This window comes from Aquimarina rubra (assembly GCF_042684305.1).
GTDB classification, from domain to species: Bacteria; Bacteroidota; Bacteroidia; order Flavobacteriales; family Flavobacteriaceae; genus Aquimarina; species Aquimarina rubra.
In genome coordinates, this window is the sequence record NZ_JBHULE010000035.1 from 465,504 (window position 1) to 484,245 (window position 18,742).

At 33.9% G+C, this 18,742-nt stretch carries 11 protein-coding genes; 8 read left to right on the forward strand and 3 right to left on the reverse strand.

The window, feature by feature from the left end; all coding sequences use genetic code 11:
* Positions 1 to 24: 24 nt before the first annotated feature.
* The 6 genes from ACFSR1_RS21815 to ACFSR1_RS21840 all read left to right on the forward strand — a co-directional run bounded on the left by ACFSR1_RS21815 (position 25) and on the right by ACFSR1_RS21840 (position 10,950).
* Entirely contained in the window at positions 25 to 3,915 is a 3,891-nt protein-coding gene (locus tag ACFSR1_RS21815; protein WP_378295150.1) for a carbohydrate-binding protein, read from the forward strand.
* A 130-nt stretch (positions 3,916 to 4,045) separates the two neighbouring features.
* A complete protein-coding gene (locus tag ACFSR1_RS21820) occupies positions 4,046 to 5,434 on the forward strand; it encodes an MATE family efflux transporter (RefSeq protein WP_378295429.1) in 1,389 nt (462 codons plus the stop codon).
* 146 nt (positions 5,435 to 5,580) lie between these two features.
* A complete protein-coding gene (locus ACFSR1_RS21825; RefSeq protein ID WP_378295151.1) occupies positions 5,581 to 6,645 on the forward strand; it encodes an OmpA family protein in 1,065 nt (354 codons plus the stop codon).
* Positions 6,646 to 6,763: 118 nt separating this feature from the next.
* Entirely contained in the window at positions 6,764 to 6,991 is a 228-nt protein-coding gene (locus tag ACFSR1_RS21830) for a hypothetical protein (RefSeq protein WP_378295152.1), read from the forward strand.
* Positions 6,992 to 7,036: 45 nt separating this feature from the next.
* Complete coding sequence (locus ACFSR1_RS21835) at positions 7,037 to 7,600, forward strand: phosphatase PAP2 family protein (protein WP_378295153.1); 564 nt, start codon at positions 7,037 to 7,039, stop codon at positions 7,598 to 7,600.
* Between the two features lie 80 nt (positions 7,601 to 7,680).
* Positions 7,681 to 10,950 (forward strand): VIT domain-containing protein, encoded by a 3,270-nt coding sequence (locus ACFSR1_RS21840; protein WP_378295154.1) that lies wholly within the window; start codon positions 7,681 to 7,683, stop codon positions 10,948 to 10,950.
* A gap of 27 nt (positions 10,951 to 10,977) precedes the next feature.
* Here ACFSR1_RS21840 and ACFSR1_RS21845 read toward each other — a convergent pair whose 3' ends face one another.
* Entirely contained in the window at positions 10,978 to 13,224 is a 2,247-nt protein-coding gene (locus ACFSR1_RS21845) for a transglycosylase domain-containing protein (protein ID WP_378295155.1), read from the reverse strand.
* A 309-nt stretch (positions 13,225 to 13,533) separates the two neighbouring features.
* Here ACFSR1_RS21845 and ACFSR1_RS21850 point away from each other — a divergent pair, with 309 nt between their 5' ends.
* Entirely contained in the window at positions 13,534 to 13,824 is a 291-nt protein-coding gene (locus ACFSR1_RS21850) for a hypothetical protein (protein WP_378295156.1), read from the forward strand.
* Positions 13,825 to 14,258: 434 nt separating this feature from the next.
* Positions 14,259 to 16,865 carry a M4 family metallopeptidase gene (locus ACFSR1_RS21855; protein WP_378295157.1) on the forward strand — a complete coding sequence of 869 codons (2,607 nt, stop codon included), beginning with the start codon at positions 14,259 to 14,261 and terminating at the stop codon, positions 16,863 to 16,865.
* Between the two features lie 115 nt (positions 16,866 to 16,980).
* Here ACFSR1_RS21855 and meaB read toward each other — a convergent pair whose 3' ends face one another.
* Positions 16,981 to 18,039, reverse strand: coding sequence for a methylmalonyl Co-A mutase-associated GTPase MeaB (meaB, locus tag ACFSR1_RS21860; RefSeq protein ID WP_378295430.1), 1,059 nt, complete (start codon positions 18,037 to 18,039; stop codon positions 16,981 to 16,983).
* Positions 18,040 to 18,133: 94 nt separating this feature from the next.
* Positions 18,134 to 18,694 carry a DUF2911 domain-containing protein gene (locus tag ACFSR1_RS21865; protein ID WP_378295158.1) on the reverse strand — a complete coding sequence of 187 codons (561 nt, stop codon included), beginning with the start codon at positions 18,692 to 18,694 and terminating at the stop codon, positions 18,134 to 18,136.
* Positions 18,695 to 18,742: the final 48 nt, after the last annotated feature.

Here is an 18,742-nt window from a genome sequence, read left to right on the forward strand (position 1 = left end):
CACACAATCGTCAAATTTTAAATTATGAAACTAACCAAACTCAGAATTTTAATTACATTTTTATTTCTTGGCCTTTTGGTGCAAGCACAGACTCCAGAAGGAGAATTGAAAAGATGGCATAAAGTCACTTTGACTTTTAACGGTCCTAACACATCAGAGACCGCAAATCCAAATCCTTTTTCGGATTATCTTTTAGAAGTAAATTTTACACATTCAGGAAGTAACAGAAGCTATAAAGTTCCAGGCTACTTTGCTGCTTGTGGAAATGCCGAAAACAATAGTTGTGACTCTGGAAACAAATGGAGAGTGCACTTTACGCCAGATCAAACAGGAACCTGGAATTGGTCTGTTTCTTTTAAATCTGGATCCAATGTTGCAATCAATGGCGGTGGATCTAATGCAGGATTTATGAATGGTGATACCGGATCTTTTAATATCACCGAATCTGATAAATCTGGTAGAGATTTTAGAAGTAAGGATCTGGGTAGACTAAAATATGTTGGAGAACACTATTTAAGACACGTTGGTACAAACCCAAATAATCCTAATGGAAACTGGTTTGTAAAAGCAGGTGCAGATGCTCCAGAAAACACACTAGCCTATGAGGATTTTGATAACACACCTAATAGAGGTAATAGAAGAAAAAACTGGAATCCTCATCAGCAAGATTATTCTGCAAGTGATGCAAGTAATTATACTTGGGATGGTGGAAAAGGAACGGAATTGCTCGGAGCTGTACGTTATCTGTCAAATAAAGGAGTAAATGCATTTTCTTTTTTGACATTAAGCTTACACGGTGATGATGAGAATGTATTTCCACATTTATTAAAAGTACCCGTTTCAACATATAACAGTTACAATGATGGACAACAATGGAACCAAGGTGTACACAAAGACAGATTCGATGTGTCTAAACTTGCACAGTGGGAAAAAATATTCGAATATGCTGATAAGAAAGGAATGTATATGCATTTCAAAACTATGGAGACGGAGAATGATAATATTATGGACGGAAACAATTTTGGCCGCCAGAGGAAATTATATTACAGAGAGTTAATAGCTCGTTTCGGACATCATTTAGCCCTTAATTGGAACCTTACAGAAGAAACGACAATACCAGATAATGTTGTAAAAAGCACAGCTTCTTTTATCAAACAACAAGATCCTTATGATCATAATATTGTAATTCATACATATCCTGGTCAGCAAGATCAGCGATACAATCCTTTATTAGGAAATAATTCAGAGCTTACAGGAGCATCGATCCAAACAGATAAGAGTAAAGTACATAATGATGTGAAGCGCTGGATAGAAAAATCTAAAAATGCAGGCAAAAAATGGGTAGTGGCTAATGATGAACAAGGAAACGCCCAAATCGGAGTAGATCAGGATGGTAAAGATGATAAGTTAGTTCGTCACCAAGTTTTATGGGGAGCATTGATGGCTGGTGGTGCCGGAGTTGAATATTATTACGGATATAGTACAGGTCAAACTGATTTAACTGCTCAAAACCACCGATCAAGAGACGGAAAGTATTCTGATGCGGCCAGAGCATTGCGATTTTTTAATAGCTATTTGCAAGATGATTTAGTAGATATGGTTTCTGCAGATGGAGTAACCTCGAATAATAGTGATTACGTTTTAGCAAAGGCAGGAGAAGTTTATGCGGTTTATAGACCTAATGGTGGTTCTACAGGGATTAGCTTGCCATCCGGAAACGGAGAGTATGAAGTTCAATGGTATAACCCACGTGGAGGTAGTGGTTTAACTAGCGCAGTAACACTAGGAGGAAATCTTGTCGCTCCTGATAATAATGACTGGGTGGCATTAATCAAGAAAAAAGATGGCGGAGGCGGTGGAGGCCCTGATCAATGTGTTGCTTTAGAACAAAATGGTGTAGTTGCCGTAGAAGCTGAGCATTTTGAAAGCCAATCTAAAACCAATGACAGACAGTGGTATGTGCTGGACGGAAGTGGTTCAACACCAACGCCTGATCCGGATCCTGACCATTCTTCTGGCGCGAGTAACGGTGGATATCTTGAAATTTTACCGGATACAAGGGTTACACATGATGATCCTTTAGTGAATGGAGTTAGTTTTTCTAATACCCCAGGCCAGGTAGCAATCATAAATTATAAAGTGAAGTTTACAACTCCTGGGAAATATTTTGTTTGGGTGCGTGCCTATTCTACAGGGTCTGAAGACAATGGAATTCACGTTGGGCTTAACGGTAATTGGCCTGCATCAGGACAAAGAATGCAATGGTGTCAAGGAAAAAATCAATGGACTTGGGAAAGTAAGCAACGTACCAATGCTAACCATTGTGGAGAAGCACAACAAATATATTTAGATATACCTTCTGCTGGTGTTCATACAATTTCATTTTCAATGAGAGAAGATGGATTTGAGATAGATAAATTTGTGTTATCAAAGAGTTATACTAAACCTACCGGAAATGGTCCTGCTGAAGTCTTGGTAGATTGTGGAGATGAGAACACTTCTCCGCAAGTATCAATTACATCTCCAGCAAACGGAGCTAGTTTCGAAATAGGAGAACCAATTCCTCTAATTGCAGATGCATCAGATGGTGATGGCAGTATTGCTAAAGTTGAATTTTTTATTAATAACGACTTAGTAGCTACTGAGCAAATCACACCATATGATACTTCGACAACTATAGATGTTCCTGGTAACTATACAATAGTTGCCAAAGCTACGGATAATGAAGGAGCAGAAACTACATCACAATCTGTAAATATTACTGTAGAAGATGATTCAGTTCCTCCAACGGACGTGATTGACATTCCAGGGGCTTTTGAAGCAGAAGATTTCGAAATAAAATCTGGTAGTGTTCGTATCGAAAATACTCCGGGAACAACCTCTGATAAAAACTTAGGATATATTAGAAATGGAGACTTCGTAGATTATGCGGTAAATGTTGATGCTACAGGTGAATATACATTTGATTTTTATGCTTCCAGTAAAGGTGTAGGAGGAAAAATCGATATCGTTGAATCAGGTACAGTAGTTGGTTCAATTAACATTCCTGTAACAGGAGAATGGCACAATTATAAAAAATATAGTACAACGGTTTCTTTAACATCAGGAGAGAAAACATTGAGATTATCATTTATTGGTGGATCTGGTTATCTGTATAATATCGATAAAGTGGTGACTACAAAGCTTCAACCGGTGGAACAAACGGTTACTTTGTCACCGATTCATGATGCATTTTTAGAAGGATCAAAAAGATATAATTCAGATATGGTTCGAGTAGAATTGAATAAGAGAACCGGATATTTAATGTTTGATCTTTCTTCTGTCAATGGAACAATTACCAAAGCAGACCTGAAGTTTACAGTGTTTTCTGATCCCGGAAATGGTAATATAACTGTCAATAAAGGGAATAGTAACAATTGGACAGAGAATAATTTGTCGAATTCCAATAAACCAGGAAAAGGCACTCAATTAGGATCGTTAAATGCAAATTTCCCAATAGGAAGCACAAAAACAATACCGTTAAAAACGGCACAGATTTCAGGAAATAGACTTTCACTGATTATCGATGCGGTTTCTGGTAATGATTTTGCATTTGCATCCAAAGAAAATGGATCTGTTGCTAAACCTCAATTGGTAATTACATTTACAACTAACAGAGATGATATTGGTAATAATGATGACATCAGTTTTTATCCGAATCCTGTAGTCAATGTATTGAACATTTCTGGAGGTACTTCAGGCAAGACAATAAAAATGTACAACTCTATTGGAGTTCTCGTAAAACAAGTATTGCTAGAAGAAGGTCAAAATACGGTCGATATGACTGATTTGTCATCAGGAATCTATATTATGAATGTTTTAGAAGCCGGTAAAACAAATAAGGTACTTTCTTCTAAGAAAGTTATCAAACAATAATTCAACCACAAACTCAACTGTGGGAAAGGGCTGTCTGAATAAGGCAGCCTTTTCTTGTACCATTAAAGTTGCGTTAAGGATGGTTTATTTCGAAAAGTAATCTCCTTATCTTTGGCAGCTATAAAAAGAAATAATGTTACAACAATACACAAAGGAGTTTAACTACAACCTACGATTAGCAGCACCTGTTATGTTAGGGATGTTAGGACATACTTTTGTGGGGTTGATCGATAATATTATGGTTGGACAGCTGGGAACTGCAGAGTTAGCAGCCGTATCCTTAGGAAATAGTTTTATGTTTATTGCAATGTCTCTTGGCATTGGATTCTCTACGGCAATTACACCGTTGGTTGCAGAAGCTGATGGAGAACATAATTTTGCTAAGGGTAAATCGGCGTTTAAACACGGATTGTTTTTATGCACTACACTTGGGATAGTTTTATTCGTTGGTATATTATTCGCGAAACCTTTGATGTATCTAATGAAACAACCGGTTGAGGTGGTGGAATTGGCAATCCCTTACTTAGATTTAGTGGCAATATCCTTAGTTCCTTTAATAGTCTTTCAGGCATTTAAGCAGTTTTCGGACGGATTATCTATGACCAGATATCCTATGTATGCAACGCTGATTGCTAATATTGTTAATGTAGTTTTAAATTACTTGTTGATCTTCGGGAAATTTGGCTTTCCACAAATGGGGATAGTTGGTGCCGCAGTGGGTACACTGGTGTCTAGATTAATTATGGTTGTCTTTCTATGGGTCTTTCTTAGATATAAAGAAAAGTCAAAAGCATATGTGACCAACATTAAAATTTTTGTACTTCAAAACAATATGCTAAAGAAGATTCTAACCTTAGGTTTTCCATCTGCATTACAGATGTTTTTTGAGGTAGCTATTTTTACTGCTGCTATTTGGATTTCAGGAATTTTAGGTAAAAATCCTCAAGCTGCTAATCAAATAGCATTAAATCTTGCAGCAATGACCTTTATGGTGGCTATGGGATTAAGTGTAGCAGCCATGGTGAGAGTAGGGAATCAAAAAGGATTGCAGCAATTTAGAGAATTACGAAGAATCGCATTTTCGATTTTTCTATTAACACTCTTCATAGAGATTGTTTTTGCATTATTTTTTATTGTTTTTAATGATGTGCTACCTGAGATTTACTTAAATGTAAAAGATGTAGAAAATTTTGCAGATAACACTGAGGTGATTGGTATTGCGGCAAAACTTTTAGTAATCGCAGCATTGTTTCAAATATCAGATGGAATACAGGTAGCAGTTCTTGGTGCCTTAAGAGGATTACAGGATGTTAAAATTCCAACGATCATTACATTTTTTGCTTATTGGGTTGTAGGTTTTCCTATTAGTTATTATATGGGATTGTATACAGCATATAAAAGTGAAGGGATATGGATTGGTTTGCTGGCTGGATTAACAGTGTCAGCATTGTTACTGTATTTTAGGTTTAATTATTTGAGTAAGAATTTGGTGTTAAAAAAAGGTAATATAAGCCTGTGAAGATAATCTTTTTTAACAGTTACAATATAGACAGTTTTACTCCGTTTCTTTTTTTGGACTAGTTTTTGTTACTTGTCAAAGTATATTTCATATTAAGAAATATTTAACTATATTTCGAATATATCTAAAACCCGAAAAGAAAAGAGATGAATAGCCCACAATCTAACCTTATCCTTCTTGTAATTTTTATAATTGGTTTAAATATCAATTCTTACTCACAGAATCTAATACCGAATCCTAGTTTTGAAAATACCAATGCTGCAGTTAAAAAACTAAAGCATGAAATGCGGAATTTTGGCGTTATTTCTGATTGGAAGGCATTAACCAATACACCCGATGCGCATCATCCTGCGGTAAGTGAAGTAAAATTTGACCACAAAGCACCTGGTTTTTTAAACCAGTTTGGTCCCCAAGAACCTAGATCAGGAGAATCCAAAGTTGGATTATATATAACCAGTAATAACACAAAAGAATCTATCGTAGCTAAATTGGTTAGTCCTCTAAAGGCTGGTAAATACTATTATTTTCATATGTATGTTTCACTCGGAGAGGGAAGAGTAAGTAATTCGTGTACTTCTTCTATTGGATCCTATTTTACGGCCAGAGTTCCAAGAATTACTGAGACATCCACGTATAAGTTACATATTGAATCTTCTGAAATGATTTGTGATACCAAGGAATGGACCAAGGTATGTGGTGTTTATAAAGCAAAAGGTACTGAGAAGTATATCTCTTTAGGATATTTTTCAGATAACCCTAACGGAAAATCATTAAGAGGGGGATCATTTAGCGATGCATACTACTATATAGATGATGTAGAATTAAGAGAAATGCAAAATGTTCAGGGAGTAGATGTAGATAATATTTGCAATATGGCATTAGATTTCTCAGATATTGAATATTTGATTGGTGAAAGTGAAGTATATGAAGAAATTAAAGCTGCGCTGGATTCATATTTGCAGTATCTGAAGGTATTTAAGTTCGACAGTATTAAAATTGTTGGACACGCAAATGATTCTGAAATTGAGTTTGAAAATGAAATTCTTTCCTCTGCTCGCGCTGGTTTTGTTAGAGAATATCTTATAGAAAATGGAATAGACGAAACCTTAATTGAATACGTGGGAGTTAGCAATACACAACCTAAAGAAGGAGAAGATATCGATAATAATGAATTAGGTTCTAACGCTAGAGTACAGATTATCATAGAATAGAGATAGAATAATGTTTATATACAACGAGAGGTAAATTTTAGTTTTAGAATTTACCTCTTATTGTTTTTGTTACTTTGAGCGTAAACTTCGTAGCTTTGCTACATCTAATTTATAGCATATGAGTTTTCCAAAATTCTTATTAGGAGATAACACAGATTATCCAGAAGCCATCTTTGTGATTCATACCGAGTTTCCGAGATTTATCATTAACCTGCAGGATGATGAAGTAGAATGGTTGGAAGAATTTGATAAAAGTGACGAAAAAGAATTAGAAAGCGAAGCTGAGAATCTGTTCCAGGAAGCAAATGATTTTTACGATCGAGAGATACAACGGTATGATGAATAATTAGTTTAGCTTTTAAAAAAATAGAACCAATAACCATTAAAAATTATGGAAGAACTAATACAGCTGGATAAAGATTTAATGATTTTCTTAAATAACTTGGGTAGTGTTACTTGGGATAGCTTTTGGTTATTTATGACTGAGAAATTTTATCAGATTCCGTTGTATCTTGTGTTACTTTATTTTTTTTATAAATATTTTGGTGTCAAAGGAACAATTATCACTTTAATCACAGTTGCACTTTTAATTACAGCATCAGATCAAATTTCTGTTTTATTTAAAAATGTCTTGGTGATGCGACCTAGACCTTGCCGGGCAGAAGGCGTAGCAGAGTTTCTTAGAACGATTGAAGTGAATTGTGGTCGTTTTGGTTATTTTTCTGGACATGCTACTAGCTCCATGGCACTGGCATTTTTTACAGGTTTAACGTTACAAAAACATTTGAAGTATATTTTTCCTTTTATGGTCATTTGGGCCTTAATTGTAAGTTACAGTAGAATTTATCTAGGAGTCCATTATCCTTTAGATGTGATCACAGGTTTGGCTACGGGTATAATTTTGGGTTTTGGAGCCTTCAAATTACATACATTTCTCGTTAAAAAATATGGATAATATTTTCTGATTTTTTAGGATAAGATCAATTGGCATAAAACTTGATTCAATCAAATTCATCATCAGCTAATTGTTATCTTATGAATAAAGTATACGCTTCTTTTCTGTTTTTATTATTTTCTTTTTTAGTATCGGCTCAGGAAATTCCTGTTTTGAAAGTATCTGATAAACCAATTGGATTGTCTTCTTTGGATATAAAAGTTGATGTTGTAGGTAATATAGCAACCACAACATATGATATGCTTTTTTATAACCCCACGGATACTGTATTAGAAGGAGAACTTTCATTTCCTTTAGGAGAAGGACACGACGTTTCCCGTTTTGCATTAGATGTTAATGGTAAACTTAGAGAGGCTGTGGTTGTAGAAAAGGAGTTGGGTAGAATTGCTTTTGAAGCAGTAGTAAGGAAAAGAGTGGATCCAGCTTTATTAGAAAAAGGAACAGGAAATACTTATAAAGCTCGTATTTATCCAATACCCGCTAATGGATATAAAAGAATTGTACTAGCATATGAACAAGAATTAGTTTATACGGATACAGCGCATTACTATAATTTACCACTAAGTTTTAAAAATAAATTAGATCATTTCTCACTTAAAATAGTTGTTTTTGATCAAAAAAGTAAGCCCATAATTGAGAAAGGACAACTATCAGGACTTGAATTTTCTAATTGGGAAAAACAGTACAGTACTACAGTAACTAAAAAGAATTACATACCTAATAAGGATCTGTTAATAAAAATACCTGTGCCATTAGATACGGAGAAAGTAATTACTTCCGAGAATTATTTTTATGTATATAAAACAGTACAACCAGAAAATAGATTGAGAGATAAATCTGATGAAATCACTATATATTGGGATGCTTCTCTATCCATGAAACACAGAGATCTACAGAAAGAATTAGATTTTTTAAATGCTTATTTCTTATATATACCAGACATAAATGTAAATTTTATAGCTTTTAGTAATCTTATAGTATCAGAAGATACTTTTAGAATAAAAGATGGCAATTGGAAATCTTTAAGAAACAAAATAGAGACTATATCCTATGATGGAGGAACCTCGTATGATTCCCTGTTTGGAAGAAAACAAGCCTCTGATGCTGTCTTCTTATTTTCTGATGGCATTACAAGTTTAAGCGATGAGTCTGCGATAGGGAGTAATCGTCCTGTATTTATATTAAATAGCATTGTTAAAGCAAATCATTCATTTTTAAAGAATAATGCAGAGAAAACAAATGGAGCTTATATAAATCTGAAAACAAAATCAATAGAGGATGCAATGGTCGCTGTTAAATATGAACCGTTTAAGTTTTTAGGATATGAATCCAAAACAAAAAAAGGAGAAGCATATCCGAATGTACCGGTTGGCTTATCATATGATTTTTCTATTTCAGGAAAAGATTTTACAAAAGGCGAAACCTTGTTGTTACATTTTGGATACGGTAATGAAATAACAAAAAGCATAAGAATAAAAATAGACGCCAGTCCAATAAAAAGTGTTGATGTAAATAGAATCTGGGCTCAGAAGAAGTTAAATCATTTACAGAGAGATGCAAAGAACAATAAAGAACAAATTACAGCTTTAGGAAAAAATTATAGTTTGGTAACGGATTATACTTCATTAATTGTTCTAGAAGATGTGCAAGATTATATAGCATATCAAATAACTCCTCCGGAGGAGTTATTAGAAGAATACAATCGGATTCTAGCATCAAAAGATGGTATAAAGAAAGGCCTAGCAAGAAGACTCTCAGGTACTATGGATGATACTGAAGAAGAAATTCCAGTTGAACAAAATTTTGAAATTGTACAAGAAGAGAAGATAGTAGAGGGGTTTTTAGCGGAACCTTTATTACGATCGGTTAATGATGACTTAGAAGAAATCGTAGAAGAAGACGAAATAGTTGATGTTGAAGAAGATGAAGAATTGTTGTCAATACCTTTTTCTGTAATAGAACAAGTACCTGTTTTTCCTGGTTGTGAACAAAATAACACTAATGAAGACAGAAAGAAATGTTTTTCTGATAGTGTGAAAAACTTAATTAATAGATCATTTAATTCTGAGATAGCTAATGATTTTAATTTGTCACCAGGAACCAAAAGAATATATGCAAGGTTTATGATTGATAGAGAAGGTGATGTTGTTAATATAGAAGTAAGAGCACCTCATAATACGTTAGCAGAAGAAGCAATCAGAGTATTAAAGTTATTGCCTAGGATGACACCAGGAAGGCAAAGAAATATAGCAGTCGATGTGAGTTATGTACTTCCGATCGTTTTAAATGTAAAAGATATTGGTGCATCATCGGGCACATATACTGAAGAGGATAATGTGATTTTAAGAGCTAATACAGTACCTTCCAATAGGAGTATATCTTCCTCGAGACCTAATATAAGGAAACCTTCATTTAGAAAATATACAGGAGATCTTACAATAAAAGACAGAAAAGTAATACTTGATTATTTAGTGGTTTTAAGAAAAGCAAAAAATAAAGAAGAAGCTTACAAAATGTATCTGAAGCAGCGAGAACAGTATATAAAACTACCGGCATATTTTGTGGATGTTTCTAATCATTTTAGAGAAAGATATAATGAGGAAGTATATGCATCCAGAATACTATCCAATATACCAGAAACAGATTTTGATAATTATGAATTATTAAAAGTGTACGCATATCAGTTACAAGCCAATCATTATAATACGCAGGCTGTATTTATTTTTAAACGAATATTAGAATTAAGGCCAGAAGATTCTCAATCATATAGGGATCTGGCACTAGCATATGAAAATGACGGAAAATGTCAGGAAGCACTGAATTTGTTAAATAGTATTGTATCAGGTGAGATTTATGAAAATTCCAAGAGGCGTGTATTTAAGGGAATCGAAAATATTTCAAAAAATGAAATAAGAACTCTTGTACATAAATATAAAGATGATTTAGATCTCAGTAAAATAGATAAAGAATTATTACTTCCGGTAACGTACGATATCCGGGTAACTACGGATTGGAATCATAACGATACAGATATTGATTTACACATTATAGACCCTAATTTGGAAGAATGCTATTACAGTCATAACAAAACAAGTATAGGCGGTCATATGTCACAGGATATGACGGAGGGATTTGGTCCTGAAGAATTCACATTAAAAGAAGCTATAAAAGGAACATATTTTATTAAGATAAAATACTATGGAGATAGGTATCAGAAAGTTGAAAACCCGACTTTTATGAAAGTTACTATGTTCAAAAACTATGGATCAAAAGAAGAAGTAAGAGAGACTAAAATTATTAGATTAACTAAGAAAGATAATGAAGAAGTTATTGCAAAAATTGTTTTTTAGATTCAGTTAATTACTAGTTGTTGTGACTTATTTATTACGAAATTTCTTCTTTTTCGTTTTTTTACTGAATAGTCTTTTTAGAAAATTATCACGTTTTTCGGGTTTACAATCCAGATCTTCAAGAACCTGATCTGAAGTTTTTTCGAAACTACTTTTGGTGATAGGATCAAAAGCAACATCTTTATTCAATTTCTGATAAAGCCCGGCAAAAATCGGAAGAGCAGAATTAGCACCTTGTCCTTGTGCAGTACTTTTAAATCCTATAGTATAATTATCATTACCGACCCATGTTACTGTTACAAGATTAGGGGTAATACCCACAAACCATCCATCTTTGTTATCTTGCGTAGTACCGGTTTTTCCAGCAATTTCATTTTTTAATCCATAAGTAGATCTCAATCTTTTTGCTGTACCTTCATTAACCGTAGATTTCATCATTTCTAATAGTATCTGTCTCGTGTAATCACTAAAAGCCACTTCTTCTGATATTTTTGGTTCAAATGAGGCAATAAGATTACCTTGTCGATCTTCAATTTTTGTAATATAAAATGGTTGTACTGCTTTAGAATGATTTACATAGCTGGCATAAGCTCCTGCTAATTCTTTAATTTTTATTCCAGCTGTTCCTAAAGCTATTGATGGTTGTTCTGGAAGCTCTTCAGTGATTCCCATTTTTTCTACCTGTTCCAAAACTTTTTTAACACCTATTTCGCCGATTACCTTTACAGCAATCGTATTTACAGAATTACTCAATGCTGTTTCTAGATTATAGTTCAAATAAGGATCTTCTTCGCTAGATGAATTTTTTGGTGTCCAATCTTTCAAATTCGTATATGTAACTTCTTTCAATGGGAAATATGAACAAGGTTTCATTCCATTTTCTATGGCTGCTGTATAAACAAACGGTTTGAAGGTGGAACCTACTTGTCTTTTACTTTGAGAAACGTGATCATATTTAAAATATCTATAATCAATACCTCCTAGATATGCTCTGACGGCTCCATCAGAAGGATCAATTGCAATCATTCCTGCGTTTAGGAACTTCAGATAATGTTGTAGGCTATCGCGTACAGAAACTTTTTTAGAAATATTTCCTCCCCATTCAAAAAGTTCCATCTCGCGTTTCACCGAAAAAGAATCTATGATCTGCTTTCGATTAAGACCCTGTTCTTTATATTTTTGGTAAATAGGTAATTGTTGCAGTGCATTATCTAATAAGCCGGTATTTGTCTTCCATGGAGCTTTATTACCGTGCTCTTTTTCATATGCCTTTTGTAAATTCTGTAAATGCTCTTTCATCACTTCTTCTGCAAGCGATTGCATTTTATAATCCAATGTAGTATGAATGATTAATCCATCTTTGTAAATGTCATAAAAAGTATTGTCAGCTTTTTTATATTTTTTTAGAATCTTACTAAGTTGTTTTTTAACCTCCTCTCTGAAATAAGGAGCTAACCCAAGATCATGATTAAAATATTGATAGTCCAAATTGACGTTTTGATTCATTACCCGATCAGCAATATCCTGAGTAATATATTCATATTTAGCCATTTGTTGTAAAACCACATCTCTTCGTAATTGACTTCTTTCGGGAAAAAGCCTTGGATTATAACTGTGATTTGCTTTCAGGCTTCCGATAAGAGTGCAGGCTTCTGATAGGGTGAGTTCTCTGGTGGATTTATTAAAGAATTTTTGTGAAGCACTCTCAATACCATAGGTGTTATCAGGAAAAGGAACTGTATTAAAGTATTGAGTTAGGATTTCTTCTTTAGTATATATTTCCTCAATACGTTTGGCAACAATGGATTCTTTGAGTTTGTTTACTACCACACTAAAATATCCATAATTTTTTCTCCCGAAAAGGTTTTTTACTAATTGTAAAGTAATGGTGCTTCCTCCTCCAGAAGATTTATCTCTGAGTAATATAGTTTTAAAAAATACTCTGACCAGACTTACATTATCAACACCATCGTGTTCATAAAAGCGTACATCTTCAGTAGCAATCAATGCATCAATCAGGTGTTTAGGAAGATCATCATAAATTATCGGTTGTCTATCATAGATAAAATACTTACCAATCAAACGCCCATCTTTGTCCAACAACAGAGTCGCTTCTGCCTGCTTTAAAGAGCTTAATTCGTTCTTGGTTGGAATTTCTCCCCAAAAACCAAAATAAATACTTACGTAAAAAGTAGTAAAAATTAAAAAAAATCCTCCAATGGCAATTAACGGCCACTTTATCCATTTTCTATGTAAAAGTTTACGTATCATCATATAATTACTCTTAACGTAAAAAAAGTGTTAATATTGGTGGAATGCCTGATACAAGACTTTAGGATTACGTTTAATTTTTATAGATATAATTTTAAGGAAAACACTTACTTTTTTTGAAGCTTATTTCTCAAAAGTTTAATTTTTTTATTATAAATTGTAGTGGTGAATACCATTATATAATATCAAAAGAAAATTAACTAAAGAACATCAATAGAATGATGCTTCTAAGTGTATTGTAGAAAATAATGTAATATAAACAGAATCTTATTTACTATTTGTTAGTGAAGTAACCAACTAAAACTACACATTATGAAAAGAGTAATTGTTGACTACAAAAAACTGAACAAAGATATTTTGAATCTTTTAGTAGAGAAATTTCCTGATGGTTATTCAGATCGGGATATTATTTCCTTTAAGAACCATCATCACGATACTATTGAAGCGGTAGAGGTAAAAACAGACGATACTATTTATTTAGTTAAGATAAGTGAACGTCTTGCAGGTGTAATGCAAGATTATGATGATAATTCTTCAGATTCAGAAATCCCTGCAAGTGTCTCAAAAGAACAAGTAGGTGATGAAGTGGATTTTGGTGATTGATGTTTTTTTGATTTGGTTAAAATAGCACTTTGTAATTACTAAATTAATATATCTATTTTAATAAAAGTTGTTTTAGAATGATTTTGATTTGTTCTTAAAAGCCCATGAGCTTTAAGAAAACAGAATAAAAAATCTTAATTTCTAATAATAAAGAGAACTTTCAATTAATTCCCTTCGGTATCCTGCTTTAACATAATTTTATGTTTAGTGATAAAAAATATTTATATTTGCACGTTTGATATAATTCTTAAGATTTTTCTTTTCTGAATATTTTTTGATTTAGATAAGAAATCAAAATCGTAAGGTAAGGGATCAATTAAATTATTTTTTAGGGTTTATTTGTTTTCACTTGTTTATAGTAAATAGGTGTGATCATTTTTTTAATGATTATGCGATAAACTCAATTTATTAAACTCAACAATAAAAAAAGAACTATGAAATTAAAGATTACCTTTAAAATTGTTTTGTCGATGATTTTGTTATTCAGTGGTTTAACTGTTAATTCACAGAGTATCCAAAAATCTATCGCAAAATTACAACAGCAAACGAATGCTGTTGTAACTGTTGATGAAAATTCTGGACTAACAGAATTCGTAAAGTTCCCAGCTGGAAATGCGATGAAAGCTAAAGGAGGAACTATTGAACAAAAAGCGTTCAACTTTTTGGAAGACTACAAATCACTTTATAAAATAGAATCCGTTAATAATTCTTTGGTTATAGAGAAAACAAAGAAGGATAATTATGGTTTAGAGCATGTCGTGCTTAAACAAAAGCATAATGGTGTTCCTGTGTATGGAGGAGAACTGAAATTCCATTTTGATTCAAATAAAAATATTACTTCAATAAACGGTAAGGTGATCCCAATATCAGAATTTAATACAGAGCCAAGATTAAATGAATCTCAGGTAAATGCTATTGCTCTATCAACCGTAAGAAAACAGGGATTAAATAAATCGGGTGTTCCTTTAAAAGTGAATAAAACTAATCTTTTTGTTTTTCAGAAAGGTATAATTAAAGGAGTGAATGGGCCGTTATATTTAGCATATGAGGTTGAAGTACGTAATGACAAGGACGTAAGAGAATATATTTTTGTTAATGCTCAGAAAGGAAACGTTATAGAACAAATTACGGGTATGGCTCATGCTATTGATAGAGTTTTGTACGAAGGGGATACAAGTAATCTTGTATGGCAAGAAGGAGATGCTTTTCCTGGAACGTTAGATGAATGGCAACAAACAGAGTTAGAAGCTGCAGCTCATACATATAATTTCTTTAAGAATGCTTTTGGGTATGTTTCTTATGATGGTCAGGATGCACGGATGATAACTATTAATAATGACCCAGATGGTAACTGCCCTAATGCATCTTGGAACGGTGTTACTACCAATTATTGTTCGGGGACTGCTGCTGATGATGTAGTGGCACATGAGTGGGGGCACGCATACACAGAATATACTAATAATTTAATCTATGCATATGAGTCAGGAGCGATAAATGAATCATTTTCAGATATCTGGGGAGAAACTATTGATTTGTTGAATAACTATGCAGACAATGGAGAAGATGTTTCGGCTCGTACCGGTTGTGATACTTCGGTTAGGTGGTTGATGGGAGAAGATGCTTCTGCCTTTGGAGGAGCTATCAGAGATATGTGGAGCCCCAATTGTAAAGGCGATCCAGCTAGTATAGATGATTTTAGATATTTATGTGGTGAAGCTGATAGTGGAGGTGTTCATATTAATTCTGGTATTCCTAATCATATGTTTGCTTTATTGGTAGATGGTGGGGCGTTTAATGGTCAAACCATCAATTCGATTGGTTTAACAAAGGCTGCGCATATATTTTGGAGAGCACAGAGTGAATATTTGACATTAGTAAGTGATTTCGCCAATCTAGCCGATGCTTTAGAAGGTTCTGCTAATGATCTACTCGGAATTAATTTAGAAGGGTTGTCTACAACAGAAACGCCTGCTGGTCCTTCTGGTGAGATAATTACTGCCAATGATATTACGCAATTACAAAACGCGATGTTAGCTGTGGAATTAAGAACGGATAATTCTTGTAGATATACGACAATACTTTCTAATAGAGGGACATTGTGTAGTAATGCAACCACTAATGCTATTTTTTATGAGGATTGGGAAGCAGGGGCTGGTAGATGGACTATGGAGCAACTTCCGGAAGATGCTAGTACGTGGATTTCTAGGGACTGGGTTTTAGAGTCTTCTCTTCCTGATGGAAGAGCAGGACAAGCTATTTTTGGCACAGATCCAAACCTTGGGGACTGTCAAACTAGCTTTCAAAATGGTATTATACGTTTACAGAGTCCAGTAATAAATATTCCAACAGTTGCTGAAGGTGGAACTTTTGAAATGTCTTTTAATCATTTCGTTGCTACCGAAGCCGATTGGGATGGAGGTAATATCAAATATAGTTTAAACGGTGGTGCCTGGACATTATTACCGTCTTCCGCTTTTTTGAGAAGTCCTTATAATGCTATGGTTATTACAGATCAAGATTTTGATTTGCCGGACGGCAGTACGGTAAATGTTGTTAATGACAATCCTTTAAGAGGCGAAGCAGCATTTACAGGTACAGATGAAGGTTCTAATACTGGAAGCTGGGGTAGAAGTCATGTTGATCTATCATCCATAGGAGTTACTGATAATTCTACCATTCAGTTTAGATTTGAAATGGGAACGGATTCTTGTAGCGGATTATTTGGTTGGTATATCGATGAAGTAACTGTGTTTAACTGTGCTCAAACAACATTGTCTGTAGCAGATAATGAGTTTATATCACAAAATATAAGCGTATATCCGATTCCATCAAATGGAATAGTTAATTTAAGAAAGCTTACCAATATCGAATTGGTAAAAGCGGAGATTTATGATATAAATGGAAGAATGTTAAAGACTGTTGATCTTTCTAATGTGGCTATTGAAAAAGAGATTAACATTACCGATCTAAAAAGTGGAGTTTACTTCATGTCAATTACTACAGGAAGTGTGAACGGTGTAATTCCAATAGTAAGACAATAGACAAATAGCTGAATAGCAATTTAAGTATATAAAGCGCTGCATGATAATTCTATTATTATGCAGCGTTTATTTTTTTTAAACTATCAATTACTACTTACAGAAATAAAGATCTTGCTTAATTATTTATGAGTCTCAATAAATACTTTGCTGCAGCAAAAGGAGTAATCTTATGTTGCTGCACAGCTTTAATTTGTTCTGATAAGGCCTCTTTGATTTTGGGATGATTGTAAAACGAGTTTTTCAATTCTTCTTCAATGGTCTGTAACAACCAGAATTTATTTTGTCGGATTCTGTTTTCTTCAAAATAACTATTCATCGCGGTAACCTCGATATATTGTAAAATCAGTTTCCAAACTTCTTCAATACCATCATTTTTTAGTGCACTACACATCAATACTTCCGGAGACCAACTACTTTCGGCTAAAGGATACAGATGTAATGCTTTTCTAAATTGGTTCTTAGCCTCTCGTGCACGTTTTAGGTTATCTCCATCAGCTTTATTAATTACAATTGCGTCGGCCATTTCTATGATACCACGTTTAATTCCTTGTAGCTCATCGCCTGCTCCGGCCAACTTCAGCAATAGAAAAAAGTCTACCATTCCGTGTACCGCAGTTTCACTCTGGCCAACACCTACGGTTTCAATAATGATCACATCATAGCCGGCAGCTTCACAAAGGATAATGGATTCACGGGTTTTTTGAGCTACACCGCCTAAAGAATTTCCCGAAGGAGAAGGTCTGATAAAAGCATTAGGTGATCTTACCAGTGATTCCATTCTTGTCTTATCGCCTAAAATACTTCCTTTTGAGATAGTACTACTGGGATCTACAGCGAGCACAGCAACTTTTTTATCTTTTTTTATAAGTATATTGCCTAAAGCTTCAATAAAGGTACTTTTTCCCACGCCAGGGACTCCTGTAATTCCTATTCTTATGGAATTATTAGCATGAGGAAGGCATTTTTCAATAAGTTGTTGCGCCTTTTTATTATGTTTTTTCTGAGTGCTTTCTACTAAAGTGATTCCTTTACTAAGAGCCGCAGTATTTTTTGAGATAATTCCTTCGAATAGATCAAGTACGGAAATTTCCTTTTGTTGAAGTTTTTTAAAACGATCAATTGCCTCTTGATTAGTTCCGGATGGTGTTTTAGAAGATTGATCTTGATATTCCATGTCTTTCCTGTTCACAATGTAGCTTTAGAACAAATTTATAAATTCATTTTAGGATACTTCATTATTATTTTGCGTAATGTAAAGAGAAAAGAATTTATTTTAATGTTATTGGTATAGCAATGGCAGTTTGATCCCACGCAAGATACATAATGGTAAAATTATTTGCTTCTTGAAAATAAATTGAAAATTGCTCTACGGTATTAAGTAAACGCTGCACAGGAACTTCTATCGTTAGTGCGTCATGTTTTGGATCACGAGATGGGCTTCCATCCATAAAGCTTACACCCCAATTATATTTATTATTGTTAAAAATAACTTTCCAGGAATTTTGTCCTGGGATAGTCCATAAAGTATAGGTTCCGGTCTTTAATAGGGAGCCGTCTACAAGAATATCCTTGTCGGTGGTAAAAGTAGTGGCTTCATTAGCTCCGGTTCTCCAAACTTGATCAAACGGAACCAAATCACCAAAGATTTCCCTGTCCTTTTTAAACGGTCTATTGTAGAAAACTGTAAAGTTTGCCTCGTTACTACTATGTGTAACTGTCTGCTCCGGACTATGTTTTTTAGTGTTTGATTTTAAAATAAACCTTCCTGTAAAACCAATAATTACAATTCCTATAATAAGTATGAGTGATCTTTTTAGAAGCTTTGTCATATGTGGAGATTTGATTATTAAAGATAACTTATTTGCTTATGAAAGTAC